The 24388-nt window shown below is 42.9% G+C and carries 24 protein-coding genes; 11 read left to right on the top strand and 13 right to left on the bottom strand.

Translation table 11 applies throughout. The annotated features are described in order from the left end of the window. The first annotated feature begins 82 nt into the window (after positions 1–82). Complete coding sequence (locus NI464_RS10525; RefSeq protein ID WP_005106837.1) at positions 83–520, top strand: hypothetical protein; 438 nt, start codon at positions 83–85, stop codon at positions 518–520. Positions 521–680: 160 nt separating this feature from the next. Continuing rightward, on the top strand, positions 681–1157 hold the full coding sequence (locus tag NI464_RS10520) for a pyridoxamine 5'-phosphate oxidase family protein (protein WP_005266291.1): 477 nt from the start codon (positions 681–683) through the stop codon (positions 1155–1157). A 95-nt stretch (positions 1158–1252) separates the two neighbouring features. Here NI464_RS10520 and NI464_RS10515 read toward each other — a convergent pair whose 3' ends face one another. The 7 genes from NI464_RS10515 to NI464_RS10485 all read right to left on the bottom strand — a co-directional run bounded on the left by NI464_RS10515 (position 1253) and on the right by NI464_RS10485 (position 8169). Next, positions 1253–1837, bottom strand: a complete 585-nt coding sequence (locus NI464_RS10515) for a uracil-DNA glycosylase family protein (RefSeq protein ID WP_005266289.1) — start codon at positions 1835–1837, stop codon at positions 1253–1255. A 32-nt stretch (positions 1838–1869) separates the two neighbouring features. Continuing rightward, positions 1870–2580 carry an SGNH/GDSL hydrolase family protein gene (locus tag NI464_RS10510; RefSeq protein WP_005266285.1) on the bottom strand — a complete coding sequence of 237 codons (711 nt, stop codon included), beginning with the start codon at positions 2578–2580 and terminating at the stop codon, positions 1870–1872. Positions 2581–2796: 216 nt separating this feature from the next. Continuing rightward, positions 2797–3855 carry a fatty acid desaturase gene (locus NI464_RS10505; protein ID WP_005266284.1) on the bottom strand — a complete coding sequence of 353 codons (1059 nt, stop codon included), beginning with the start codon at positions 3853–3855 and terminating at the stop codon, positions 2797–2799. Between the two features lie 408 nt (positions 3856–4263). Next, on the bottom strand, positions 4264–5007 hold the full coding sequence (locus NI464_RS10500) for an SDR family oxidoreductase (RefSeq protein WP_253138335.1): 744 nt from the start codon (positions 5005–5007) through the stop codon (positions 4264–4266). Between the two features lie 52 nt (positions 5008–5059). Continuing rightward, entirely contained in the window at positions 5060–5758 is a 699-nt protein-coding gene (locus tag NI464_RS10495; RefSeq protein ID WP_005266282.1) for a histidine phosphatase family protein, read from the bottom strand. After that, positions 5755–6876, bottom strand: coding sequence for a phosphotransferase family protein (locus tag NI464_RS10490; protein ID WP_005266281.1), 1122 nt, complete (start codon positions 6874–6876; stop codon positions 5755–5757). Before NI464_RS10490 ends, NI464_RS10495 begins: the two co-directional genes overlap by 4 nt. A 51-nt stretch (positions 6877–6927) precedes the next feature. Next, a complete protein-coding gene (locus NI464_RS10485; protein WP_253138333.1) occupies positions 6928–8169 on the bottom strand; it encodes an acyl-CoA dehydrogenase family protein in 1242 nt (413 codons plus the stop codon). Positions 8170–8263: 94 nt separating this feature from the next. On the opposite strand from NI464_RS10485, the gene NI464_RS10480 reads away from it, so the two are divergent. Both NI464_RS10480 and NI464_RS10475 read left to right on the top strand, forming a co-directional pair. Beyond that, on the top strand, positions 8264–9181 hold the full coding sequence (locus NI464_RS10480; RefSeq protein WP_253138331.1) for a LysR family transcriptional regulator: 918 nt from the start codon (positions 8264–8266) through the stop codon (positions 9179–9181). Between the two features lie 168 nt (positions 9182–9349). Next, positions 9350–9961, top strand: a complete 612-nt coding sequence (locus NI464_RS10475) for a thermonuclease family protein (protein WP_005246145.1) — start codon at positions 9350–9352, stop codon at positions 9959–9961. A 90-nt stretch (positions 9962–10051) separates the two neighbouring features. Here NI464_RS10475 and NI464_RS10470 read toward each other — a convergent pair whose 3' ends face one another. From NI464_RS10470 to NI464_RS10460, 3 genes are read right to left on the bottom strand one after another with little or no spacing between them, the layout of a single operon-like run. Then, positions 10052–10159, bottom strand: a complete 108-nt coding sequence (locus NI464_RS10470) for a hypothetical protein (RefSeq protein WP_005251975.1) — start codon at positions 10157–10159, stop codon at positions 10052–10054. A 9-nt stretch (positions 10160–10168) separates the two neighbouring features. Continuing rightward, entirely contained in the window at positions 10169–11173 is a 1005-nt protein-coding gene (gene cydB, locus NI464_RS10465) for a cytochrome d ubiquinol oxidase subunit II (protein WP_004647089.1), read from the bottom strand. Then, a complete protein-coding gene (locus NI464_RS10460; RefSeq protein ID WP_253138329.1) occupies positions 11170–12615 on the bottom strand; it encodes a cytochrome ubiquinol oxidase subunit I in 1446 nt (481 codons plus the stop codon). Before NI464_RS10460 ends, cydB begins: the two co-directional genes overlap by 4 nt. A 265-nt stretch (positions 12616–12880) precedes the next feature. On the opposite strand from NI464_RS10460, the gene NI464_RS10455 reads away from it, so the two are divergent. Both NI464_RS10455 and NI464_RS10450 read left to right on the top strand, forming a co-directional pair. Beyond that, complete coding sequence (locus tag NI464_RS10455) at positions 12881–13324, top strand: MarR family winged helix-turn-helix transcriptional regulator (RefSeq protein WP_191112242.1); 444 nt, start codon at positions 12881–12883, stop codon at positions 13322–13324. Next, positions 13321–14523: an MFS transporter gene (locus NI464_RS10450; RefSeq protein ID WP_253138327.1), complete on the top strand. Its 1203-nt coding sequence runs from the start codon at positions 13321–13323 to the stop codon at positions 14521–14523. Before NI464_RS10455 ends, NI464_RS10450 begins: the two co-directional genes overlap by 4 nt. 6 nt (positions 14524–14529) lie before the next feature. On the opposite strand, the gene NI464_RS10445 is transcribed toward NI464_RS10450, so the two are convergent. Beyond that, on the bottom strand, positions 14530–15510 hold the full coding sequence (locus tag NI464_RS10445; RefSeq protein WP_005246142.1) for a GlxA family transcriptional regulator: 981 nt from the start codon (positions 15508–15510) through the stop codon (positions 14530–14532). Between the two features lie 78 nt (positions 15511–15588). On the opposite strand from NI464_RS10445, the gene NI464_RS10440 reads away from it, so the two are divergent. Then, the gene (locus NI464_RS10440) at positions 15589–17412 is read left to right on the top strand and encodes an acyl-CoA dehydrogenase (protein ID WP_253138351.1); all 1824 of its coding nucleotides are present in this window, start codon (positions 15589–15591) and stop codon (positions 17410–17412) included. Positions 17413–17773: 361 nt separating this feature from the next. Here NI464_RS10440 and NI464_RS10435 read toward each other — a convergent pair whose 3' ends face one another. Beyond that, positions 17774–18988: an alkane 1-monooxygenase gene (locus tag NI464_RS10435; protein WP_005266271.1), complete on the bottom strand. Its 1215-nt coding sequence runs from the start codon at positions 18986–18988 to the stop codon at positions 17774–17776. Between the two features lie 188 nt (positions 18989–19176). On the opposite strand from NI464_RS10435, the gene NI464_RS10430 reads away from it, so the two are divergent. Then, the gene (locus NI464_RS10430) at positions 19177–20127 is read left to right on the top strand and encodes an AraC family transcriptional regulator (protein WP_005266270.1); all 951 of its coding nucleotides are present in this window, start codon (positions 19177–19179) and stop codon (positions 20125–20127) included. Positions 20128–20129: 2 nt separating this feature from the next. Here NI464_RS10430 and lpxB read toward each other — a convergent pair whose 3' ends face one another. After that, entirely contained in the window at positions 20130–21302 is a 1173-nt protein-coding gene (gene lpxB, locus NI464_RS10425) for a lipid-A-disaccharide synthase (protein ID WP_253138326.1), read from the bottom strand. A gap of 387 nt (positions 21303–21689) precedes the next feature. Between lpxB and NI464_RS10420 the strand changes: the two genes are divergently transcribed. From NI464_RS10420 to NI464_RS10410, 3 genes are all read left to right on the top strand, one after another. Beyond that, complete coding sequence (locus tag NI464_RS10420) at positions 21690–22580, top strand: sulfite exporter TauE/SafE family protein (protein WP_005266268.1); 891 nt, start codon at positions 21690–21692, stop codon at positions 22578–22580. A gap of 127 nt (positions 22581–22707) precedes the next feature. Continuing rightward, a complete protein-coding gene (locus NI464_RS10415; RefSeq protein ID WP_174766804.1) occupies positions 22708–23799 on the top strand; it encodes a 3-deoxy-7-phosphoheptulonate synthase in 1092 nt (363 codons plus the stop codon). A gap of 64 nt (positions 23800–23863) precedes the next feature. Further along, positions 23864–24388, top strand: a complete 525-nt coding sequence (locus NI464_RS10410; RefSeq protein WP_005251987.1) for a protein tyrosine phosphatase family protein — start codon at positions 23864–23866, stop codon at positions 24386–24388.

The following is a 24388-nucleotide window of genomic DNA, read 5'->3' as shown; positions in this document are numbered from 1 at the left end:
GTTTAAAGGGTTTTACAGTCTATTGCGCTTACTTTAGAATTACATTTTTCTCGTATTTTGCGCTTGTTCGCCCTCCACTCCCATGCAATTTTTTGATCTAAGCCGTCAGTTTAAGTTCAGTGATATTCTCACGCCTGTAAAAACTCTCCATGATTTATCCCAGCAAGAATGGTATTTGGCCAAAATTCGGGTGGAACATGACTGTTTGTCCGACTCCGATACGGTCGAGGGACAGGTAGTTTTGAAATCCAGTGAAAATATTCAGCTCGAACTGGAATGGCAGATTCAGGATAGTAGTTATGAATTACAGGTTTTATTTAAAGGTGTAGAAACTGAAGCCACTGATGAGACCGGTATCATGTTGAAAGGTGCACAACTGGTCGATGAACAGCAGCAAGTACTCTCTGCCCAAGCGTTAAGCTTATGGATTGATGGTACTCTTTTGCCGATGTTGCCTGAAATCCGTCAGGAAATTAAAGCACGTTTAAATTTGTGGGATTATGTCGAATACGATGACTAATCGCCGAATTTTGCATTTTTTAAAGAGCCTATGGGGCTCTTTTTTATAATCTGAGTGACGTTTTAGATTGATTAAACTGCCCTATCTTCAATTTTTTCAGGCAATGCCAAGCTAAATAAGTTGTTATAAAATTTATAAAAAATAAAAAGAGAATCACGACATGATTTCTGATAGTGAATGGCAACAGATTCGTCAGGTGGTCGCTGATGCACAACGGGCTGCCATGCATTGCTCTATTGCAACAGTCAACCCCAAAGGCTTTCCTAGTATTACTCCGATCGGAACCATATTTCTCAACAAAAAGACCAGTATCGGTTTCTTCTTTGATACTTATTCCACTACTTTTTCTGAGAATTTACAGCATCAGCCGATGGCATGCATACAGGCTGTGAACAGTAGCAAACTGTTTTGGTTTCATTCGTTACTTAAAGGTAAATTTAAGCGTTATCCAGGAGTACGCTTATATGCAGAAATTGGTCCTTTACGTCCGGCCTCGCTTGAGGAAATACGACAGGTGGAGTCGCGTATTCGAGCTTTAAAATGGACCAAAGGTAGTCAGTTAATCTGGTCCAGCTTTCATCATGTCCGGGAGATTAAGATCAATAGCTATCGCTGGGTCGAATATCCAAATATGTGAATAAATAAGGCCAATAACTTACAAATAGTAAGTTTATTTCTTATATGCAGAAAAAAATCTCTTTAACCATTTTCACCTGATTATTGGATTAAATATTAAACCAGACCCACATGCTCAAACATTGTCCGGTAACTTTCGGCTTTTTTCTCCAGAGAAACCGGATATGCTCGAGAAGATGAAGGCATGCGATATAAATACAGATCACGTCCGACAAAATGGGCCTGACTTAGCTGGCCAATACTCGGCTTTAAAGTCCCTTCAGGCATGGACAGCATCATGGTGTCTGTGGCCTTGTCGCCTGTGGTCATAATATGATTGCACTGCGGCATTTGGCTGAGCAGTTGCTCGATATTGGTGGGTACTACTATTTCCAAAAATTTGTCTGAAGCATTGCCTTTTAAACGCCGGATCTGATAGCCACTATCAAAAATCGCAATCCCCGTTTCTGTTAAAAAATCCCGGATTAATTGTTCCTGAAATTTTTTATTGGGTAGATCTAAAAAGTAATCTTTATTTTCAAAGAAAATCAGTCCAAAAATCCGCCACATATCATTTTGATAATTCGGATAATAAAAATTCATTTTCCAGCGTGTGGCAGGTGGCGGAAAGCTACCCAACATCAGCAATTTGGCATTGGGTGGTAAAAATGGCGGTAGCGGATGGGTTTCAATATCAGACATAGAATTAACTAAATTGAGAGATTTCAACTATTTTAAAAGGTCTTGCGAATCTTGCCAGCTACTTCTTGTCCCCAAAGTGTATAAACTTCCTTACTCGGATGAAAACCATCTACAGCCATTTGTAAATTCATGGCACGGTATTTTTCAATATCGTATTCAATCCATTGCATATTCACTTGCTGATTCACAAATTTTTCCAGTTGCTGGTTCATCTGTTTAGCATACTGGCCAAATAGCCAGGCTAAAGAATTCGGTAGCGCCGGAAACATATTCATTGGCGGAACTCCGGCAGCAATGATCAGTTTCGGACTAAATTTTTGCTGGATTTTGCTATAAAGCTGTTCCTGTTTCTGAATCCAAATATCAGCAGGCATCAGTTTGGTCACATCATTGACGCCAACCGACGTGACGATTACATCATATTGCTGGACTTCAATCTGGTCCAAAGCATGAATTACTTTTGAGCTGGTATCGCCTGTTTTGGCCTGTAATTTCCAGTCAATTTCAAAGTTATTTTTCAGTTCATGCAGAATTGCACCCAGTAATGCATCATCCTGATGTTCGACTCCTACACCTGCCGCCGCGGAATCTCCTAAAATGAGCAGAGAAAGTTTTTTGCCTGTTCCTGTTCGACCTTCACGTTTTCCCTGTGGTTCAGGCAACTTCAAGGTATTTTTCTTGACGCGATTACCCTGAATGACAAGTGCAGGAATCAAGGCAATGGTGGCGGCTTTCAGCAACATAGTGGGCTAATTTATATAGAGATATAATTGATTTTACCTGAGTTTATCCTTTTGAACTATTTCCTCAACAGTCATTTTAAATGAATGTTCACCTAAATTGACAAGATAGGATTCTTGCAAAATATAGGCTTAGATATCTTTGTGACATTGAATAAATCACAAAGGATGAATATAAAAAAATCCCGCTAAAAAGCAGGATTTTTACAAGCTCACTTATCAGATTTTATAATCATTCCAGCGATTCATACGCTTGAAAGTTCCCACATCATTAAAACGCACACCCACTTCTTTCATCACTTTGTGCGCCGTTTTGGACGTCAGTTGACGGATATAAAATGGCTCTTTGACCACAAAATGATGAATTGCATGGGTCGAACCAAAATTACAGCAGAATAACTGGAACGGGACCATCCACCATGGATTGAGCACTTGGGTTTGTTTGATCACATCACGTGGATCGATATCGCCATAGTAATGCATACTTGAGCTGACAAACTGCAAGCTAAAAGAACGGATAAAGTTAGGAATCACCCAGATGACTGCCAGCAGATTTACGATTGGCATAGCATCGACAATGCCTTGCGACCAGAGCATCTCATAACCGAATAGTGGTGCAACCGCATTTAAACCATGAAAGACCACAAACAGATAGCATAATCCATAGTAAATAATGCTGAGAGGTAAAAAGCCGCATAACTGAGAAATCATGGCAATTTTACGTTCTTTTTCAGGCTGCTTTTCCAGAAAAAGATGAATCATTTTAAACATTTGAAATGGACGCAGATACACTGACATCAACTGGTCACTAATCACCAGAATTCGGCGAATGCCCCAAGGCATACCATTACTGATGCCACGTTCTTCCAGGTCATGTTCAGTGCCTGAATATTTATGATGATGCAAATGTAAACGACGACGTGCCCACGGACTGATGGTGTTTGGACGTGCCAGCCAGACCAGTGCCAGCATCAAATGATGTGCCCAAGGTGTTTTTTTGAAATACATATAATGAATCAGGTCATGTTCCAGTTCATGGGTCAATGATGCAAAAATCGCAATCAAAGGAATGGTAAACCATGCTGAGAGATAACCGGTTCCATATGCTACCGCGCATGCAATCATGCCTGCCCAGGCAAAGCCTAAAATACTCGCACCGATAAAGTTCTGATGTTTGAGTATGGGATAACGAGCACGTACCTCTTCCCCGGCCTGGGTAACGATACTTCTGACCTTGGAGATTCGCTGCTGGTCAGTCATATCCGCAGATGTAGACATATGGACAACCTTTAATTTCTGAACGGTTGTACATTAAAGGAAATTCTAAAAAAGAGAAGTTATCTTTCCACTTTTAGAGTGAGTATGTCTAAGTTTTGGACAGTTTGGAAAAGTTCTTAAAATTGGCGAAAATTAGGAAAAGTAAAAGATGGTCTTTCTCATGAAACGAAAATTTAAAAGTAATTGATTTAATTGCAAATTCATCAATAAAATAAAAATATAATTTTTGATAATTTAAAACTTTATTTTAATAATCAATACATTAGGATTTATAAGATTTCGCTTTTCTGAAAATTCAAGCTATACATTTTTTTAGAAAAAAATACTGGTTTAGAAATTTTTCTCAGTTTGTCATAAAATAAAAAGAGAAGCGCTCTAGCTTCTCTTTTTATAGATCTAAGATTACTTTTAACCTAACTTGTTCACCAGTTTAAGTGGTAATACTTTCATGGCTAGACCGAGTGGTAACCAAGGCCATTTCGGTACATAGGCTTTCACTGGCGCTTTTTCAATTTCTGCTGCCAATAAACGCGAACCGGTTTTTTCATCTACTTCAAAAGGTAGCTTTTTTGCCCCTTCATTAATTTCAGTCCGAATATATCCTGGGAAAATGGTGGTGACTTTAATTGGCGTATCGATCAGTTCAGCTCGAATGCCTTCCGCTAAATTAGCCACGCCGGCCTTACTTGCACCATAAGCCGTTAAATGTTTTGGCATACCGCGCATGGCACTCATGGATGAAATCATCACCAGATGACCAGAGTTTTGTGCACGGAAGATTTCAACTGCAGCCTCACATTGTGCCAATGCCGAAATAAAGTTGGTTTCCACCGTGGCTTTGTTAATGGCAAAATTACCTTTACCGATTCGACGGCCCTCACCGACACCGGCATTGACGATCACTCGGTCAATCGTGCCAAAGTCTTCTTTAAACGCGCGGAAAACCTCAAAAACCTGATCGTAATCGGTCACATCTAAAGTTTTGGCAATGACTTTGATGCCATATTGGCTTTCCAGTTCCTGTTTTAAGGTTTCCAGACGCTCCAGACGACGCGCACAAATGGCCAGATTATAGCCTTTTTTTGCAAATTCACGTGCCATACCGGCGCCAATCCCTGAACTTGCACCGGTAATTAAAATTGTTTTAACCATATGTTTACCCTATTCCTTTATTTTTCTAGCGCATTACGTTTTCAATCTCATTTTAAATCCAGGTCAATAAGTCTGGATGCTGTGCTTTAATAAAATGATGTTCATTTAAACTGAGTAGTTGCGGTTCATTACCCACCAGACGCAGTGTCGTGATACTGGTATTGGTAATCGCCCAGTTTAGGGCAAAGGTTTTCTCCGGGCTCAGCCCTAAAATCTTACCCACTGCAACAGAAATCACACCACCTGAGGTATAGACCACTGCATAGCGCGGACGGCTTTTGGCCAGCTTGTCACACAAATTTTCTAAGCCGCTTTCCACGCGTGCTTTGAAACTTGGCCAAGATTCATCATATTCATGGTGATAATCATCGCCAGTCCAGCGTGCAATTGCACCGCTAAAAATCTTGCTCAGATAATCCCGTGGATTTTCATGTTCTGACACATCCTGTTTCAGCAATTCAGGCTGATTAAAGCGCGGCTCATAACGCGCAAATACCTGCTGATGATTAAACTCATTCCAGGCACTATCGGTCAGAATCTCGCTTTCCGGAAAACATTCGTCCAGTGATAATTGCGCTGTCTGTTGATGGCGTTGCATGGAACCTGCCACCACATAAGGCGCTTCTTTCAGGATTTCGTCAAAATAGCGACCCAAAAGCTTTGCCTGTAACTCGCCGTTGGGCGAAAGTTGATCGTAACTTTCTGCGCCAAAAGAGGCCTGGCCATGCCGGATCAAGTAAATGGTAGTCATTTTGGCATTATCTCTTTAAATTTAAGCACATACTTTTGTGCAATCTCATTGGCTTCCAGTTTTTGCTTGCCAATCAGTTTTAAGGCACGAATATGCAAGGCATGAATCACCACCCAAAAATCCTTGAACGCTGGATTATTAGTCTGTTTATGGTAATAACGATAATAGATCTGCTGGGCAATCACCGCGAGGCGGAAAATTCCGAACACCTCATAAAACGCCCAGTTTTCCGGTTGCAAACCGGTTTTTTCAAGATAATAATCTACGACCTCTTTACGGGTAAACATACCTTTTAGATTGGTCGGCTGACGACGAGTCGCTTTAAAAATGGCATTATCGGTATCTTCTACCCAATAGGCCAAGGCAGAACCTAGATCCATGAGCGGATCGCCAAGGGTGGCCATTTCCCAGTCCAGTACACCAATCACTTCAGTCGGATTTTCCGGATTTAAGATGACATTATCAAAACGCCAGTCATTATGAATCACACAGGTTTTAGAATCTGAAGGAATATTATCTTTAAGCCAGTTGCGCACATATTTAAACGATGGAACATTTAAAGTTTTAGCCTTTTCATAACGTACATCCCAGCCTTCGACCTGACGGCGACAATAGCCTTCACCCTTACCGAGATTTTCAAGTTCAGTTCCTTGATAAGGCACCTGATGCAATTCGATCAGTTTATCAATCACATTGATACATAAAGTCCGGATATCGGATTCAGTAAGCTGCAGCTCAGCTGGCATTTTGGCGCGAGGAATAATTCCTTCAAGCCGTTTCATCACATAGAAATCACAACCAATCACTGATTCATCCTGACAAAGCGCGACCATTTCAGGCACGACGGGATAATGTTCAGCCAAGGCTTTCTGCACATGATATTCACGTGCCATATCATGGGCTGATTTGGCTTTGGTACCTTGTGGCGGACGACGTAAAATTAAATCGGCATTGGCATACTGTAAACGGTAGGTCCAGTTTGAAGCTCCGCCTGAATATTGGGTCACTTGCACAGGGCCTTCAACATTCACATTTTGCTGAATTAACCAATTGGTGATGGCTTGTACATCCAGTTCTTCACCTGCACGAACTGCTCCACCTACATCAATAACCGCCATAATTTTTCCTTAAAATTTTTTAATACGTTGCAATCTTCTATTTAAGCCAGTTTATTTTTTGTGGCGTGTACTGTAGCCACGTTTTGCCAGTTCCAGTTTGGCAATCATGCCCTTATGCACTTCATCCGGGCCATCAGCCAAACGTAAGGCACGTGCCTGGGCAAAGAATCCGGTCAGTGGCGTATCACGAGAGACACCGGCACCGCCGTGGATCTGGATTGCCATATCGACAACTTTTTCCAGCACACTTGGCGCAACGACTTTAATTGCAGAAATTTCAGTCAGTGCCGCCATATTCCCTAAAGTATCCATTTTATAGGCGGCATACAAGGTCAAAAGGCGTGCCTGATCAATTGCAACCCGGGCTTCCGCGACACGTTCCAGATTGCCGCCAAGTTTTAAAATCTCTTTGCCAAATGCTGTCCGGCTCATGCCTCGGTCAATCATCAACTCTAAGGATTTTTCCGCAGCCCCGATACAGCGCATGCAATGATGAATACGGCCTGGTCCTAAACGACCTTGGGCAATTTCAAAGCCCTGACCGGCGCCACCAATAAAATTCGCTACCGGAACGCGGACATTTTCAAAGCTGACTTCACCATGGCCATGTGGTGCATCGTAGTCACCAAATACAGGTAGCATGCGTTCGATTTTAACGCCGGCAGTATCCACAGGAACTAAAACCATCGAATGCTGATGATGACGGTCTTTTGTTTCATCTGGAGTATGCGCCATAAAAATAATGATTTTGGCATTTGGATCGCCTAGACCTGATGACCACCATTTACGGCCATTGAGAACAATCTCATCACCTTCCACCATCGCCGTTGCCTGCATATTGGTCGCATCACTGGATGCGACTGCAGGTTCAGTCATACAAAAGACCGAACGGATTTTTCCTTCTAAAAGTGGCATCAGCCATTGCTGTTTCTGTTCTTCAGAACCATAACGCCACAATACTTCCATATTGCCGCTATCTGGCGCATTACAGTTAAATACGACTGGTGCAATCAGGATACGACCTGAAAGTTCGGCAATATGTGCATATTCCTGAACCGATAAACCCTGGCCAAGTTCAGAACAAGGGAGAAACATATTCCAAAGGCCAGCTGCCTTGGCTTTGGCTTTTAAGCTTTCCAGTTCTGCAGGCCATTGCCATTTGGTCCAGTCGCCGCCTTGGTTCAACTCATGAACTTGCTGCCAGAAATCAGCTTCAACTGGTTCAATTTCCTCAGCAATAAATTTTTTGGTTCTATTTAAATAATCTTGTGCACGTGCTGAAAGCTCAAACATCTCTTTATCCCTCTAAATATTCTAATTCATACGCTTTACAACACCTTAACCCAAAACCTATTATGAATAAAATGATTTTACTCCATACATTATTATGCATAGCATTCATTCTAAAACAGTCATGGACCTGCGAAATTTTCATCGTATCGACATTAACCTTTATCCGCTTTTTATGGCAATTTATGAGCAGAACAGTATTTCTAAAGCTGCACAGATTTTATCAGTTAGCCAGTCTGCTGCCAGTCATGCTTTACAACGTTTAAGACAGCATTTACAGGATGATTTATTTGTACGTACTGGCAGCAAAATGCAACCTACGCCGTTTGCGGAACAGATCTATCCTGAGCTGAAGAATGCACTTTTTGCGATTCAAAATATTTCAATACAGCATCAGCACTTCAGACCGGAAATGATTCAGAGTTTGAAAATTGCCGTACATGATGAAATTGAGCCAATGATCTTTCCCAGACTGGTTCAGCACTTTCAACAACTCAATCTGGAAATTCAACTTAGCAGCATGAAGCTGGACCGTAAAAATATAGCAGCAGACCTCGCCTCTCAACAGGTCGATTTTGTCATAGATCTGGAACAAAACATTGCTGAAAAAATCCAGTTTGAGCGTCTGGTTCAAGATGAATTTGTAGTGTGTACACAATTAACAGAAATGAATGAGCAGATTTATCTTGCCTCACCTCATATTGGCGTGTCATCACGCCGTACTGGTGTTTTGGTTGAAGATATTTATTTAAGTCGGAAACAATATTCACGACAGATTTTTTTACGCTGTCAGCATTACTCAACTGCTCTGCAAATTCTGGAGCAGCAAAAGACAGCCATGCTGACTATTCCTAAAAATGTATTGACGCATTTACAATTGGCTACCACTCTAAATATTTTTGAAGTCCCTGTGGAACTGCCGAAAATTAATATGGGGATGTATTGGCATAAGGATTTGCAAGAGAATAAAAGACATCAATTTTTGAGAAGTGAAATTTATAAAATTTTTGCTTAGGCTATTTATAAAGGAATGCAAGTTTACTTAGGCTATTTTTATATAAGTTTAGATGGTTGCATCTTCATCTTTTCAGTAGAAAAATATACTTAGGCTATTTTAGCTGGTACAAAACTAAACACTGAGTGATTAGCTTTTAAGCCGTAGATCTACTGGCTTTGCTCTAAAATGGCTCGACTTTTAGCTGTGATTTTACAGCTGGTTTTGCTGATTTGGATCTTGCCTTTGTTAAATCTCTCCATCACCTGGCAAATTGTGCTGGGCCTCGTACTGCTGTGTTTTTCTTATTATCTGCTGCATAAGATTACAGTTTATTTAAAAGATGTTTTCCGCCCTTTTAAGAAAGGCAAAAAATACTGGTGCCGTGTAAAAGCCGTAAGTGATGGTGATACCCTCACCTGCTACCGTTTTAACATTCGTCGCTCTGAAACCAAATTACGCTTTGCCTTCGTTGATGCTCCTGAATCATCGCAAGCCTATGGTAAAGAATCGCAGCGTCTGGTCAAAAGCATGGTGAATAATAAAATGGTTCGGGTCAAGATTACCGATATTGACCGTTATGGCCGCTGTGTCGGTGTGGTCTACCGCTATCGCAAAAATATCAATGAAGAGATTGTCAAACGTGGTGCAGCGTGGGTCTATGAAGAATATATCAAAGATAAAAACCATTTACGCTATATGATGGAGCTGCAAAATAAAGCTAAGAAACAGAAAAAAGGCCTTTGGAAAGGCAGTCGCCCTGTACGTCCAAGTGTTTATCGTAAGCAGGTAAAATCGTAAATTTGATTTTGTCAAAGATGAATTGCAAATGATAAAAAGTGATCAGGACATTCTGATCACTTTTTTTTCACTCATTTTAGTTTTACCGATTTAATAAGCCAAATGCACCAGAAAGCGGAATGCGCCGGCAATCAGGACCAGCGTTAAAAATCCTGCCAGCCATAGTCCTACAAACCATAATGCCTGTTTGCCTTTCATGACCACTCCTTAATGATAGCCATCATCGCCGACCCTGACCTTATGCCGGAACACCCAATAGGACATACCAGTATAAATCACAATAATAGGAATCAGGATCAAGGCACCAATCAAGGCAAATAGTTGGCTATTTTCATGCGCTGCAGCCTGCCAGATAGTCACGCTCGGCGGGATAATATATGGCCATAGACTGATCAAGAATCCAGTATAAGCGAGGAAAACCAGAACCAGCATATAGGTAAATGGACCTAATTCACTGCGTCTTTTGCAGGCACGTAAGGCCAGCCAGGTAAATAGCAGAACCAGAACTGGAACTGGCATAAAATAGGTAAATTGTGGCTGACTAAACCAGCGTTCAGCAATCTGAGGATGAGTCAACGGCGTATAAATACTGACAGCACCCAATATGATCAGCAAGGCAATAATCAGCTTAGGCATCAGTTTAAACATTCGATCTTGTAAGTCATCTCCGGTTTTATAGATGAGCCAGCCACAGCCTAATGCCGCATAGAGCACCACCACACTGATTCCGGTGAAAATACTGAATGGAGTGAGCCAGTCCAGACCACCCCCAACATAGACACCATTTCGGGTTTCAATCCCCTGAATATAGGCCCCTAAAATCATGCCTTGCAGGAAACTGGTGATCGCAGAACCACCGATAAAGGCTTTATCCCACCAATGCTTACTGCGGTTTGCCTTGAAGCGGAACTCAAAAGCCACGCCGCGGAAAATCAAGGCAATCACCATCAGAATAATTGGCATATACAGTGCCGAGAGTACGGTCGAGTAAGCAAGTGGGAAAGCTGCAAATAACCCTGCACCACCCAGTACCATCCAGGTTTCATTGCCATCCCAGACCGGAGCCACGGTATTCATCATGACATCACGTTCATCTTGATGTGGGAAAAAAGGAAACAAGATGCCGATGCCCAGATCGAAACCATCGAGAATGGTATAAATCAATACACCCAAACCAATAATCACAATCCAGATTAATGATAAATCAATCATTTTTTATCCTCCTGATCCGGTTGTTCAGGAACTTCTTCGATACGTTCTCGAATACTACTTAATGGCCGACGCGAGGCCTGCACTACATCGCTGTCTGATTCATGATCTGGTCGAGTATGAATAAACTCGGGACCTTTGTGCATCAGACGCAACATGTAGTAAATCCCGATACCAAATACCACACAGTAGACGACTACAAAAATAATCAGGGTTAGCCCCACCTGTTCAGCGGAAACTGGTGACAATGCATCCTTGGTCCGCATGATGCCGTAGACTACCCAAGGCTGACGGCCGACTTCTGTGGTAAACCATCCCGCCAGCATGGCAATAAAGCCGGAAGGTCCCATAATCAAGGCAAATCGATGCAATGCACGGGATTCATAAAAGCGACCACGGGTACGTGCCCACGCTCCCCATAACGCCAGTAACAACATCAATACGCCTAGTCCAACCATAATCCGGAAGCTCCAGAACACCACCAGTGAATTCGGCCGGTCTTCAGGCGCAAAGTCTTTAAGCCCCGTAACCTTGCCATCCATCGAGTGGGTTAAAATCAGGCTACCCAAGTTGGGAATTCCGATTGCATATTTGGTTTCTTCGGCCTCCATATCTGGAATACCAAAGAGATATAAGGGCATCCCTTCATTATGATTGGTTTCCCAGTGCCCTTCCATGGCTGCAAGTTTTGCTGGCTGATGCTCAAGGGTATTAATACCGTGCATATCACCGACGATGACCTGTAAAGGTGCTAGTACTAGAAGCAGCCACATCGCCATGGAAAATGAGGTCTTGACCAGTGCATCACGACGGCCTTTGATCAGATGCCATGCGGCTGTAGCAGCGACCAGTAAGGCGGAAACCAGAAAGGCAGCCATGGCCATATGGGCCAGACGATAAGGGAAAGATGGGTTAAACACGATAGCAAGCCAGTCTTGCGGCACAATCAGGCCATTTTCAATCGCAAAGCCTTGTGGGGTCTGCATCCAGCTATTAGACGATAAAATCCAGAACATGGAAATACAGGTTCCTATCGCAACCATCAAAGTTGAGAAAAAGTGCGCCTTTGGTCCTACCCGTCCCCAGCCAAATAACATGATGCCCAGAAAGCCCGCTTCCAGAAAGAAAGCGGTGAGTACTTCATAGGCCAGTAAAGGTCCAGTTACACTGCCTGCTACCCGGGAAAACTCACTCCAGTTGGTTCCAAACTGGTAGCTCATGACCACACCAGAGACAACGCCCATCCCGAACGCCACAGCAAAAATTTTTACCCAAAATTTGAATAGATCCTGAAAAATCGGGTTTTGAGTTTTGAGCCAGCGCCATTCCAGAATGGCCAGAAAGCTGGCCAAGCCGATTGAAATTGCCGGAAAAATGATATGAAAAGATACAGTAAAGGCGAACTGTATTCGTGCTAACTCTAATGCAGTTAAACCCAGAGTCATAAGCTTCACCTATGCATTGTTATTTGGCATCTTTGCCCTTCAATTTTTAAGTCATGAATTTTTCTAGTGACATGGCTAGCTTAGGCGTGGCTGTTATAAAAAGTATGTAGTCTTTTGTTGATTATTTTTTAATCAGGTTAAACTGTGTAAACGCTGCTGGCAAATAAAATATTGCTTTGAATAATTTTTAAAAGTCTTCTCTTGAGCTTTGGATAAAACAGGCGTAAATTAGGCGTAAATTTAGTTACCCAGGTTAACTAACCATATGTTTTCCGAATCTCCCCGACTTCGTACGCTGTTATTACGCTGCGCACGACTGATGAGCGATGAGATCAATACGATCTTGTTGTCATCTCAATTAAATTATTCCTTATGGCAGGTGTTATACGTCATCCAGTCAAAGCAACAATGCACGCTGGTAGATATTTCCAGTTATCTCAATGTATCCAAGCCCGGTATTACTAAGCGGATTCAGCAACTGGTTGAACTCGATCTGATTGCCCAACTCGAAACTGAAGACAAACGTCAAAAGCTGTTCAAGTTGAGTGAGCAAGGAATTGAGACCTTTGCGATGTGTTCCAAACAGATCGATGCATTTGAAGATCAGTTGCTTGAGCACATTGAATCAGATGATCTTGAAGGCAGTAAAAATACCTTAATGCAACTCATTCAGCAGTTACATTCCTCATCTCAGGACAGACCTCAATGAGTCAAGAACAAGAAACGCCTTTATGGACGCCCAATTTTATCCTGATCAGTCTGGTGAATTTCCAGTTGGTTCTGGTGTTCTACTTGCTGGTGATTGTGATTGTCGGCTACTCGGTTGCTGAGTTAGGTGCGTCGACTGCTCAAGCCGGTCTGGTATCCGGTCTGTTTATTGTGGGTACGTTATTTGGACGATTATTGATCGGAAAATTACTGAATCGGCTGGGTTTGAAAAATACGCTTGTCATTGGCCTGACTGGCTTTCTGCTCTTTTCCGGACTGTATATGATTCCGGCCAAGCTGGAAGTTTTACTGGGCATCCGTCTGATACATGGCTTTATGATGGGTATGGCTTCTACTGTACTGGGTACAGTGATTGCACAGACCATTCCTGCCACACGGCGTGGTGAAGGAATTGGATATTTCAGCATGAGCAGCACCCTTGGCACAGCGATTGGTCCCTTTGTCGGAATCTGGCTGATGACAAATTTTAATTATCAGGTAATTTTCATCTTTACCAGTATTGTTGCGCTCAGCTGCCTGATCTGTGGGCTATTTATCCAGCCACCACGCCTTAAGGCAAGTCATTCGTCGGCAGATTCTACTTCGCAAAGCACCAGCAAACTAGCCCAATATATTGAACCGAATGCGCTACCGATTGCACTGATTGTACTGCTGGTGGCTACTTCTTATTCAGGCATATTGTCGTTTATTCACTTTTATGCCAAAGAAATTAATCTGGTCGAAGCAGCATCTTTTTTCTTCCTGATGTATGCTTTTGCCATTTTGCTTTCGCGTCCTTTTACCGGCCCGCTCATGGACCGTAAAGGCGAAAATATCATTATCTATCCTGCCATTGTGATTATGGCATTAGGGATTTTGCTTTTAAGCCAAGCACAAAACTCTGTGATGTTACTCTCTAGTGCAGCGTTACTCGGTTTTGGTTTTGGGAATATCCAGTCGGTGTGTCAAACCATTGCGGTGAAAAGTACAACATTGCAGCGTATGGGTCTAGCAACCTCAACCTTCTTTATTGCCCTGGATGCCGGTCTTGGTTTTGGCCCGTATTTCCTGGGTATGCTGCTGGACCAGATTGGTTATCGCCAGCTTTATCTGTTCTCGGCGCTGCTCACCCTAAGCTGTCTGGCCTGGTATTACCTTCTGCATGGCCGTAAAGCAGGAAAAGTACAACCTTCTCATTAAAAGCTTTTAAAAGCGCCGACTAAACCGGCGCCGATATTCCAACGGCGTCAGACCGGTTTTTTTATGAAATAAACGGCGGAATGAACTTGGATCCTGATAGCCGACATTTTGCATAATCACATCCACAGCTTGATCGGTTTCTTCCAGTCGTTTACGTGCGGCTTCAATCCGGATCGCTTGTAGATATTGATTGGGCGGTATGTCTAAGGCTTGTTTAAAGCGTCGAATCAGGGTTCGGCCAGTCACATTAAACTGCTCTGCCAGCTGGTTCAAACTAAAATCTTCATGAAAATGCTGCTCTAGCCAGTTCTGGATTTTTTGTACCAGTTCATCATGGTGCGGCTGGCCAATATTCAGCAATGAATAAGACAACTGGCTATCACGGCGGTAATCAATTACGAAAGATTTAGCCGATTGCATGGCCACCTCAAAGCCATACAAGCGCTCAATCAGATGCAAACCTAGGTCAAACCAGGCCAGGCCTCCACCTGCACAATAGATATTCTGATCCCGGCTAATCATCAGATCGGCATTCAGTTTCACCTTAGGATAGCGTGAACGAAACACTTCCTGAAAACCCCAATGTGTTGTTGCAATCCGGTCATCTAAAATGCCTGCTTCTGCCAGAAAAAAATTCCCCGTACAGTTTCCTGCAATTAAAGTCGCCTCTGCATGTGCAGATTTTAAAAAATGAATCAGTTCTGGATTCTGTTGCAATACATCCTGAATCGGTGCAGCGATGGTCGGTACCACCAGAATATCTGCAGTTTGAATCTCTTGATAAGAAAAATGTGCCTGCAACTGCAGCCCATTGATACACCGAATCGGATGTCCCTCCGGACTGGCGATACTCACCTTAAACAGGCGCTGTACGTCCTGCTGCTGGATCCGGTTCCAGCTTACGCCAGCCATTGTAAATAAATCGACCACACCCGTAATGGCCGAAGCCAGAGCCCCATGAAAGCCTAAAATCACCACCTGTTGCATACTTTACTAATTGTCACTTTTCACCCGATTCATGTCATTATTGACAATCCTGCTCAATAAAAGCAACTGCTAGTCTTGATGCTATCTCAAGGATTGCACATTCAGGATAGTACCGTGACCCAACTGATTAATGATAAAGATCTGCATTTCCAGCTTTATGACGTATTCAAACTTGAAGCGCTGACTAAACTGCAACGCTATCAGGATCATGACAAAAATACTTTCGACAGTATTCTGGAAACGGCAAAAGGTATCGCGACTGATTATTTTGCACCGCATAATGCCAAAGCTGATCAACAAGAACCGAACTTTGATGGCAAACAGGTCAAAACCATTGATGAAGTGAAGACAGCCTGGCAACAGTTTGCCGATGCCGGCCTGCTTTGCGCCCAGCATGATTATGCAGATGGTGGCATGCAACTGCCCACTTTGGTGAATATGGCCTGCAATGCGTATTTTATGTCGGCCAATCCGTCCACCGTGGCTTATTCTTTTCTAACGGCCGCTGCGGCGAACCTGATACAGGCTTTTGCCTCCCCAAAACAAAAGCAAATATTCCTACCGCATATGTTGAGTGGCCGCTTTGCTGGCACCATGGCCATGACAGAGCCGAATGTAGGTTCCTCTTTGGGCGATCTGACCACTAAAGCCATTCCTCAGGGAAATGGAATTTATAAAATTAAAGGCCAGAAAATGTTTATTTCGGGTGGCGATCAGGACATTACCGAAAATATTGTGCATCTGGTCTTGGCGCGGATTCAGGATGCGCCGCAAGGCGTGAAAGGAATTTCCCTGTTTATCGTACCAAAATTCAAAACCAACGAGGATGGTTCACTCGGTGAAACTAATGATGTACAGCTGGCTGGCTTACTGCACAAAATGGGCTATCGAGGTACTACATCTACAGTTTTAAGCTTTGGAGAAAATGATAATTGCTTAGGCTATTTAATTGGTGAACCCGGTCATGGCTTAAAATATATGTTCAAGATGATGAATGAAGCACGTGTGGGTGTCGGTCTGGGCGCAGCCATGATTGGTTATCGTGGCTATCTGGAATCTCTGGATTATGCTAAAAACCGTCCGCAAGGCCGGCCAGTTCATGAAAAAACACCTGACTCGAAACCAGTGAATATCATTGAACATACCGATGTCAAACGCATGCTACTGGCGCAAAAGTCATATGTAGAAGGTTCGCTGGCACTTTGCTTATTTGCAGCCCGATTAATTGATGAACTTCAGGCAGCTCAAGATGAAGATAGTGCAATTCTGCTTGATCTCATTACCCCGGTGGTCAAATCTTTCCCTTCTGCCTATGGTCCGAAAGCCAATGATCTGGCCATTCAGGTCTTGGGCGGCGCGGGTTATACCCGTGAATATCCGGTGGAGCAATGTTATCGTGATAACCGACTCAATCCGATTCATGAAGGCACTTACGGTATTCAATCTCTGGATCTGCTGGGACGTAAACTCTGGCAGCATAATGGCAAAGGGCTAAATCTGCTCATGCAGCGCATCCAGAAGACCTTGTCAGAGACTCATGAACCTAAGATAGTGGAACTCGCAGAGATCTACAAACAGCATCTGGCGACTGTACAAAAAACTACTCAGGTTTTAGGCCAGGCCTTACATCAAGGAAAAGTCAGTGACGCTTTGGCCAATTCAGGATTGTATCTGGATATGATGGGCAAAACTATTCTATCTTGGCTCTGGCTAGAAATGGCGAATCAAGCTCAACTCAAGTTTGGCACATCTTCGCAGGCAGAAGATCAGACTTTTCTGGCAGGGAAAATTCAAGCAGCTCAATATTTTATTCGCTGGGAACTCCCTGAAATTGAGCATCAGGCCAAATTATTGATGAATATGGATGATACTTGCCTGAATATGCAAAGCGACTGGTTCTAGACAGAATTTATCAAAAAATGCGCCTGTATTAGGTAATGCCAGTCACTTACAAAATTGACTGGCATTTTCTTTTTTAGATTCATGGCTGTATTTGATATGTAGAAAAGTCATCCGCAACTGTTTGAGGCCGGACTACATTAAAAAATGATTGTTTCTGCGATAAATTTGTTAGTTGATAGGGGCTGACGAGTTTTGCGGATGAAAAATGCCTTTGGTTACTTTGGGCGAAACCAAAGTAACAAATGAGCTGCAAAATTTTGATTTAAAACAATAAGGCTCCGCTAAAAATTAAGGAGTTTATTTCTAAACTCCTTAACTGATCAGCATTATCTGTATTAGGCGCATTTTATTTTTTGAATCATCAAGCTGCGGATTCTTGCACATCAAACTTTTTAAAAAGTTTGGCACGTTTGGAAGGCAAAATGTTAGCTTTCGTCAGATCGCCCTGATAATGCTGATATACCCGCTGATCCATGATTTTGTACCATAAAGGTGGAATCAAGGCTGGAATCAGCATGGTTGCATAACCGCTGGGTAATTCTGGCGCTTCATCAAAATGCCGCAACGCCTGAAATGGACGGCTTGGAAAAGCATGATGATCAGAATGCCGTTGTAACTGATACAAAAACAGATTAGTTACGATATTGTTGTTATTCCAGCTATGTTCCGGCAAGGTTCGCTCATAACTGCCATCCGCTTTCTGTCCACGTTTCAGTCCGTAGTGCTCGATATAATTCACAATCTCAAACAGGCTAACGCCATAAAATGCCTGTGTCAGTGTATAAGGAATAATTTTCTTGCCATACGCCTTTAGCATCAAGGCATGATAGCCGGCACTCATGGCCCAACCATGAAACAGCTCATTTTCCTGATTAAAGAATTTCAGTCCCTTACGCTCGAGCCGTCTTTTTTCAATCTGGATTGCAGATTTTAATCCGCCTATTACGGTACGTGGCCAGAAACGGTAAAAAGATTCACCCATTTTTGAAGATGCCGGATCTTCTGGTGTCGCCACCCGTTTATGGTGTCCATAAGGATGTTCGATCCGGAAATGGTTATAGCCCAAAGGCATCAGGCTGGCATGAGACCAGTAATGGTCTTTTTTCTGGGGACGATGGCTGAGTTCATGTGCGGTATTCACCCCCACACCATTAATCGCACCCATAGAAACTCCAAGCAGTACCTGATCCAGCAAAGACACATTTGGCCGGCTTACGACATAACCGGCAAAGGCATTGGCTGCCATTTGCAAGGGAATAAATGCTTTTACAATGCGGTCATAATAAGGATCGTTAACCAGTGCCTTGATCTGCTCATCATTTGGGTTATTGGCATCATCGCCAATCAGGGCATCCAGAGTCGGAATGATGACATGCAGTAATAATAGTCCGCCCATGGCAAAGATTTTTTGAGTGGCTTTGGGACCAAAATGATAACCGGCCAGAATTCCCATTCCGATCACAGGCAGACCTGGGCTGAGCAACCAGCCAAAACGTTTTTTATCCAGCTTGACACCTTTTAGTGCCGACGCTTCCTGCGTAAACTGCGCTTTCTGGATTTGTGCAGGGGCATTCATTGCGACCTTCCTTTTTTATGTTACTCTGCACTTATAGTTGATTATTTCAGCAGTAGCGAACAGTATTCAACGTCCAGAAAAGCTATGTCAGCGTCTTTGGCACATGCTGCCAAATTCTGGCCTAAAATCACAAAGTTAAAAAATTTATAGTCAATTAAATGAAATAAAACAGAAGAATAGAGTTAGGCATGGATGCTTTAAGTAAAATTTTTGATGATATTCATCTGGAAAAATCGGAATATCTTTATCTGAATGTATTTCATCCGGGCGGCTTTGACTATCAACATGAACCCTTTATGCTGGCCTATATCCTGTTACAAGGACAGGCGCAATTAAAGTTCATGAATGGTGATCGACTGGAGCTGCAACAAGGTGATCTGGTGCTATTACCCGCAGGTTCCTCCCATCATGTTTCCTGCCCAGACAATGCCGATTTTTCTGAGCACCATGCGATTAATCCTTATTTTCAGAGCAATGCACAGCAATGTGTTGATCTCAATCGGGAAAATTCGGCGGAGCATAGTTTCATACTGGCTATTCGTTCTAGCTTGGATATCCAGATGGCCAAACCTCTTTTGAGTGCATTACCTAAATACCTGCATATTCAACATATTCTGGGTGATACGGCGCCAGAATGGTTACAGGTTGGCTTGCAGTTTCTGGCACTGGAAACCCAGCAGCTTCGTCCCGGACGTGACAAGATTCTGGATCATCTGGTCAGTATTTTACTGATTGAATGCGTACGTGATTATATTTTAAACCTGGAAAATGCCTCGAGCTGGCTAAATGCGCTCTCGCATCCGGAACTATCCAATGCACTGGCAGTGATTCATGGCAAACCTGAACAATTCTGGACTGTAGAAAGTCTGGCCGAACAATGTCATATGTCACGTTCCAAATTCGCCCAGTTATTTACCCAGATTGTCGGTGAACCGCCCCTTGCCTATCTGCAACAGCACCGCCTGCGTCTGGCAGCGCAATATTTGAGAAATAGTGGATTTGGTATCCAGCAGATCGCTTATCTGGTTGGTTATTCATCCGAGACGGCGTTTAGTCAAAGTTTTAAAAAACAGTTTGAACAGACGCCGACCCAATACCGGCTGAATTGTCAGAAGAACCAGTCTTTATTACCAGACTAAAATTACTGGACTAATGCCAATACTGCTGTGACCGGATCTTCGCTATTGCCAGAAAGTAGCTGCTTGTGCATGGTGATATGCTGCATAACCTGAATCTGCGCTGCTTCAATATCCATCAGTTTTTCAATTTCAGCTGCCAGATTTTCAGGTGTAGCAGCGGATTGGATGAGTTCTTGAATCACTTTTTTGCCAGCAATTATATTTGGTAATGAAAAATATGGGATTTTTACCAGTAATTTGGCAATTCGATAGGTCAGCCAGTGCAATTTATAAAAAGTCACCATCGGACGGTGCAGCAACATCGCTTCAAGCGTTGCAGTTCCAGACGCCAGTGCAATAATATTGGATGCATTCATGACCTGACGGCCAATTTTGGATTCAGCGCTGGTATTTTCCATCAAGCGAATTTGGGTTTTTAAGCTCTCAGGATAAGTGGCCAGTAAACTTTCGATTTGCTGCTTGCGTGCATCATTAATCGCAGGAATCAGAAAGGTATAATCCGGATATTTTTGATGCAGAGTATTAGCTGCATCCAGAACCAAAGGTCCCAAACGCTCAATCTCGCCACGGCGGCTTCCCGGTAATAATGCAATATATTTCTGATCTGGGTCTAGGCCTAATTCTGTCTGAGCCTCCAGAATTGGATTTTCAAGCGGCAATTGGCTAGCGAGCGGATGTCCGACAAAAGCTGCAGGAACATCCCATTTTTTAAAGAACGCTTTTTCAAATGGAAACAGGCACAGCACCAGATCAATACTGGCTTTAATGCCATGTATACGGCCTTGACGCCATGCCCAGACCGAAGGACTGACGTATTGCACGGTTTTAATCGGTAACTGTTTTTGTTTAATGGTTTTTGACAAACGCAGGTTAAAATCAGGCGCATCAATCCCGATAAAAATATCGACCGGATCTTTAGTCCAGGTTTCCACCAGACCATCCCGCACAGCAAACAGTTTTTTAATATCTTTTAAAACTTCGACAATGCCCATCACCGACAGAATATCCATCGGATAATAACTTTTAAAACCTTCCGCGATCATTTGTGGACCACCGATACCTTCAAATTCAGCATCAATGCCTTGCTCACGAAAACGGCGAATCAATTTTGCGCCAAGCGTATCTCCAGAAACTTCACCGACCACGATTCCAATTTTAAGTTTTCGATTTAGCAAGTGGGTTTCCTCTCAGATCCGCATGGAAATTTATTGAATCTGGATTCTAACATAATCCTGTGGCTATTCCGGAAGAAGCTTAAGCATCTTCTCATTTTAAGAAACTCACCGTTTAGAATGACTTAGTCAATGATCGAGCTTGCATAACAAGAATTAAATCGACATTTACAGCTACATTAAATTAGACAAAAATGGGTTAAATCGGGCAGTTAAAATCAATCATCATATTCGCACTTTATACATACTCCAGTGAATAAACATGAAAGATCAGCTAATATTCTTCACCTAGCTTTATCTTTTTTATGCATAAGTAAATCAATAATCAAGACAACGACTTATATCCAAAAGTCATAAGATATGCTCGTTTTTTGATTTTGGCATATATGCATGTTTGGTCCGATTGAATTTATTTTAGCAGGCGTTCTGGTAGGTTTTTGTGTAGGTGTCACCGGTGTGGGTGGTGGTTCATTAATGACGCCAATTCTTATCAGTTTATTCCGGATTGAACCGCATATCGCGATTGGTACTGACCTGCTCTATGCCGCGATTTCTAAATTCTGTGGCTCGTTTGTGCATGCCAAGAAAATGAATATTGTCTGGCCGATTGTGATCTGGCTGGCCGTTGGCAGTATTCCCGCATCTTTTGCAACACATTGGGTTCTTGATAACTATCTGAGCCAATCAACGCATTACAAGGCCGTCCTGACCATGGTATTGGGCTTTATGCTAACCATTACCGGCTTATCCATTCTGTTTCGTAGCCAGATCGAAAATCTTTTTAATAAATACAGAAAACAAGAACTACCGGATATGACCCAAGATCTGGAAAAAGTAAAGCTGCAAGCCAAGGAAAAGCGCGTAGCCATTATCATCATGGGCATTATCTTGGGCATATTTGTCACGCTCTCTTCAGTGGGTGCCGGCGCATTTGGCATCATGGCACTTGTAGTGATGTTCCCGAATCTGCCGATGATTCGTATCATTGGCTCAGATGTTGTGCATGCAGTGTTACTGACCCTGGTTGCAGGGCTGGGTCATATGTCTTCAGGCAATGTCGATTTCATGCTGCTCATGTGGTTATTGGTGGGATCTATTCCAGCGATTATTGTCGGCACTTTACTCAGTTCACGTATGCCAGAAAAACTGATCCGCAAAATTTTAGGCATTACCCTGTTTGCGCTGGGTGTGAATTTCATGATTAATCCTGTGAAATCAAAACCGGCTCAACCTGCTGAAACAGCAATGATAATTGTGAGCCAAAATTCCCCGTCCGTTTAAGTTAACTATCCGATTCATCACTTTTTTTTCAAAGAAGTATTCATCTTTTTTATAACAAAGTGACGCATCATTCATGTTATATTCGGGCTATTAAACAACCTTTTGTATGATCGAACCAGTGACGGCAATGAATACACAACAGTCAAATCCTATTTCAGCATCAGATATTGATGACGTGAATATCCACAGCATGATTCCTCTTGTAACCCCTGCTGAGCTTAAAGCAGAGTTACCGTTGACTGAAACTGCTTATCAAACCGTACTGCATGGTCGTGAAACGATTCGTAAAATTCTGGATGGTGAAGACAAACGCCTGTTCGTTGTAATTGGCCCTTGTTCTATCCATGATCCGGCGGCGGCGCATGAATATGCTGAACGCTTAAAAGTACTGAGCGAAAAAGTTAAAGACAGCTTATACATCGTGATGCGGGTTTATTTTGAAAAACCACGGACTACCGTAGGCTGGAAAGGCCTGATCAATGACCCAGACATGAATGATTCATTCAATATTGAAAAAGGTCTGCGTATCGGTCGCAAGCTATTACTTGAACTGAATGAAATGGGCTTGCCATGTGCCACTGAAGCACTTGATCCAAACTCGCCACAGTATTACCAAGACCTGATTTCATGGTCAGCAATTGGTGCACGTACCACAGAAAGCCAGACCCATCGTGAAATGTCTTCTGGTCTTTCTTCACCAGTCGGCTTTAAAAATGGTACTGATGGCGGTTTAACGGTCGCGACCAATGCGATGCAATCTGTGAAACATGGTCACAGCTTCCTCGGTCTGAATGATCAAGGCCAGGTGGCTGTGATTCGCACTTCAGGCAATCCTTATGCTCACGTGGTACTGCGTGGCGGTAATGGCAAGCCGAACTACGATGCAGGCTCGGTTGCCGATGCAGAAGCTGCTCTAGCCAAGGCCAAAGTCAGCACCAAGATCATGATTGATGCCAGCCACGCCAACTCTAACAAAGACCCGTACCTGCAACCACTTGTACTTAAAAACATTTCCGAACAAATTCTTGATGGAAACAAGTCAATTGTTGGTATTATGGTAGAAAGTCATCTTAAGGGTGGTCGTCAGGACATTCCGGCGAACCTGAATGATATGGAATACGGTCAATCCGTTACGGATGGCTGTATCGACTGGGAAACGACTGAAAAAGTTTTACTCGACATGCATGAGGCATTGAAAGACATTTTACCTAATCGTTAAATGATCTGACCAACGCCATCGCCAAGATGGCGTTTGCATTTCTAGAACAAGGAAAATTTATCTGATGAATGATATTGAAACGGCATTAAGCCAGATTGAGAATTTTCAGTTCATACACGAACATCTGTTTAGCTCCGGTCAACCGACCACTACCCAATTACAGCTGATGAAAGAATACGGTGTATCTACAGTCATCAATGTGGCGTTGACCGATAGCGAACAGTATCTGCCGCATGAAGATAAAATTTGCCTTGAGCTGGGACTGAACTATATTCAGGTTCCGATTTCCTGGGAAACCCCTTCAGACAATCAATGCCTGCTGGTACTGGATCTGATCGATCATCTGGTAAAAGAGCAAATGGTCTGGGTACATTGTTCGCAAAACTACCATGTCAGCTGTCTGATGTACTTATATCGTCAGTACTATATGGATATGGATCTACCTACAGCACAAGAATACTTGCATCAGATCTGGGAACCAAATGAAACCTGGACTGGTTTAATGCATGCAGTTGCCCTACAGTTACAAGGCCGTAAAGCAACGCAGGAACTGGAACTTTCCTTAATTAATCCAAATTATTTTGCCTGA

Origin of the sequence: Acinetobacter lwoffii (assembly GCF_024129685.1) — a bacterium.
GTDB classification, from domain to species: Bacteria; Pseudomonadota; Gammaproteobacteria; order Pseudomonadales; family Moraxellaceae; genus Acinetobacter; species Acinetobacter lwoffii_X.
This window is presented reverse-complemented; position numbering and strand designations above follow the sequence as displayed.

What these genes read in the sequence shown, in the direction of transcription:
- NI464_RS10525 (WP_005106837.1), top strand. Translation starts at nt 83, where the DNA reads ATGCAATTTTTTGATCTAAGCCGTCAGTTTAAGTTCAGTGATATTCTC.
- NI464_RS10520 (WP_005266291.1), top strand. Translation starts at nt 681, where the DNA reads ATGATTTCTGATAGTGAATGGCAACAGATTCGTCAGGTGGTCGCTGAT.
- NI464_RS10515 (WP_005266289.1), bottom strand. Translation starts at nt 1,837, where the DNA reads ATGTCTGATATTGAAACCCATCCGCTACCGCCATTTTTACCACCCAAT.
- NI464_RS10510 (WP_005266285.1), bottom strand. Translation starts at nt 2,580, where the DNA reads ATGTTGCTGAAAGCCGCCACCATTGCCTTGATTCCTGCACTTGTCATT.
- NI464_RS10505 (WP_005266284.1), bottom strand. Translation starts at nt 3,855, where the DNA reads ATGTCTACATCTGCGGATATGACTGACCAGCAGCGAATCTCCAAGGTC.
- NI464_RS10500 (WP_253138335.1), bottom strand. Translation starts at nt 5,007, where the DNA reads ATGGTTAAAACAATTTTAATTACCGGTGCAAGTTCAGGGATTGGCGCC.
- NI464_RS10495 (WP_005266282.1), bottom strand. Translation starts at nt 5,758, where the DNA reads ATGACTACCATTTACTTGATCCGGCATGGCCAGGCCTCTTTTGGCGCA.
- NI464_RS10490 (WP_005266281.1), bottom strand. Translation starts at nt 6,876, where the DNA reads ATGGCGGTTATTGATGTAGGTGGAGCAGTTCGTGCAGGTGAAGAACTG.
- NI464_RS10485 (WP_253138333.1), bottom strand. Translation starts at nt 8,169, where the DNA reads ATGTTTGAGCTTTCAGCACGTGCACAAGATTATTTAAATAGAACCAAA.
- NI464_RS10480 (WP_253138331.1), top strand. Translation starts at nt 8,264, where the DNA reads ATGCATAGCATTCATTCTAAAACAGTCATGGACCTGCGAAATTTTCAT.
- NI464_RS10475 (WP_005246145.1), top strand. Translation starts at nt 9,350, where the DNA reads ATGGCTCGACTTTTAGCTGTGATTTTACAGCTGGTTTTGCTGATTTGG.
- NI464_RS10470 (WP_005251975.1), bottom strand. Translation starts at nt 10,159, where the DNA reads ATGAAAGGCAAACAGGCATTATGGTTTGTAGGACTATGGCTGGCAGGA.
- cydB (WP_004647089.1), bottom strand. Translation starts at nt 11,173, where the DNA reads ATGATTGATTTATCATTAATCTGGATTGTGATTATTGGTTTGGGTGTA.
- NI464_RS10460 (WP_253138329.1), bottom strand. Translation starts at nt 12,615, where the DNA reads ATGACTCTGGGTTTAACTGCATTAGAGTTAGCACGAATACAGTTCGCC.
- NI464_RS10455 (WP_191112242.1), top strand. Translation starts at nt 12,881, where the DNA reads ATGTTTTCCGAATCTCCCCGACTTCGTACGCTGTTATTACGCTGCGCA.
- NI464_RS10450 (WP_253138327.1), top strand. Translation starts at nt 13,321, where the DNA reads ATGAGTCAAGAACAAGAAACGCCTTTATGGACGCCCAATTTTATCCTG.
- NI464_RS10445 (WP_005246142.1), bottom strand. Translation starts at nt 15,510, where the DNA reads ATGCAACAGGTGGTGATTTTAGGCTTTCATGGGGCTCTGGCTTCGGCC.
- NI464_RS10440 (WP_253138351.1), top strand. Translation starts at nt 15,589, where the DNA reads ATGCTATCTCAAGGATTGCACATTCAGGATAGTACCGTGACCCAACTG.
- NI464_RS10435 (WP_005266271.1), bottom strand. Translation starts at nt 18,988, where the DNA reads ATGAATGCCCCTGCACAAATCCAGAAAGCGCAGTTTACGCAGGAAGCG.
- NI464_RS10430 (WP_005266270.1), top strand. Translation starts at nt 19,177, where the DNA reads ATGGATGCTTTAAGTAAAATTTTTGATGATATTCATCTGGAAAAATCG.
- NI464_RS10420 (WP_005266268.1), top strand. Translation starts at nt 21,690, where the DNA reads ATGTTTGGTCCGATTGAATTTATTTTAGCAGGCGTTCTGGTAGGTTTT.
- NI464_RS10415 (WP_174766804.1), top strand. Translation starts at nt 22,708, where the DNA reads ATGAATACACAACAGTCAAATCCTATTTCAGCATCAGATATTGATGAC.
- NI464_RS10410 (WP_005251987.1), top strand. Translation starts at nt 23,864, where the DNA reads ATGAATGATATTGAAACGGCATTAAGCCAGATTGAGAATTTTCAGTTC.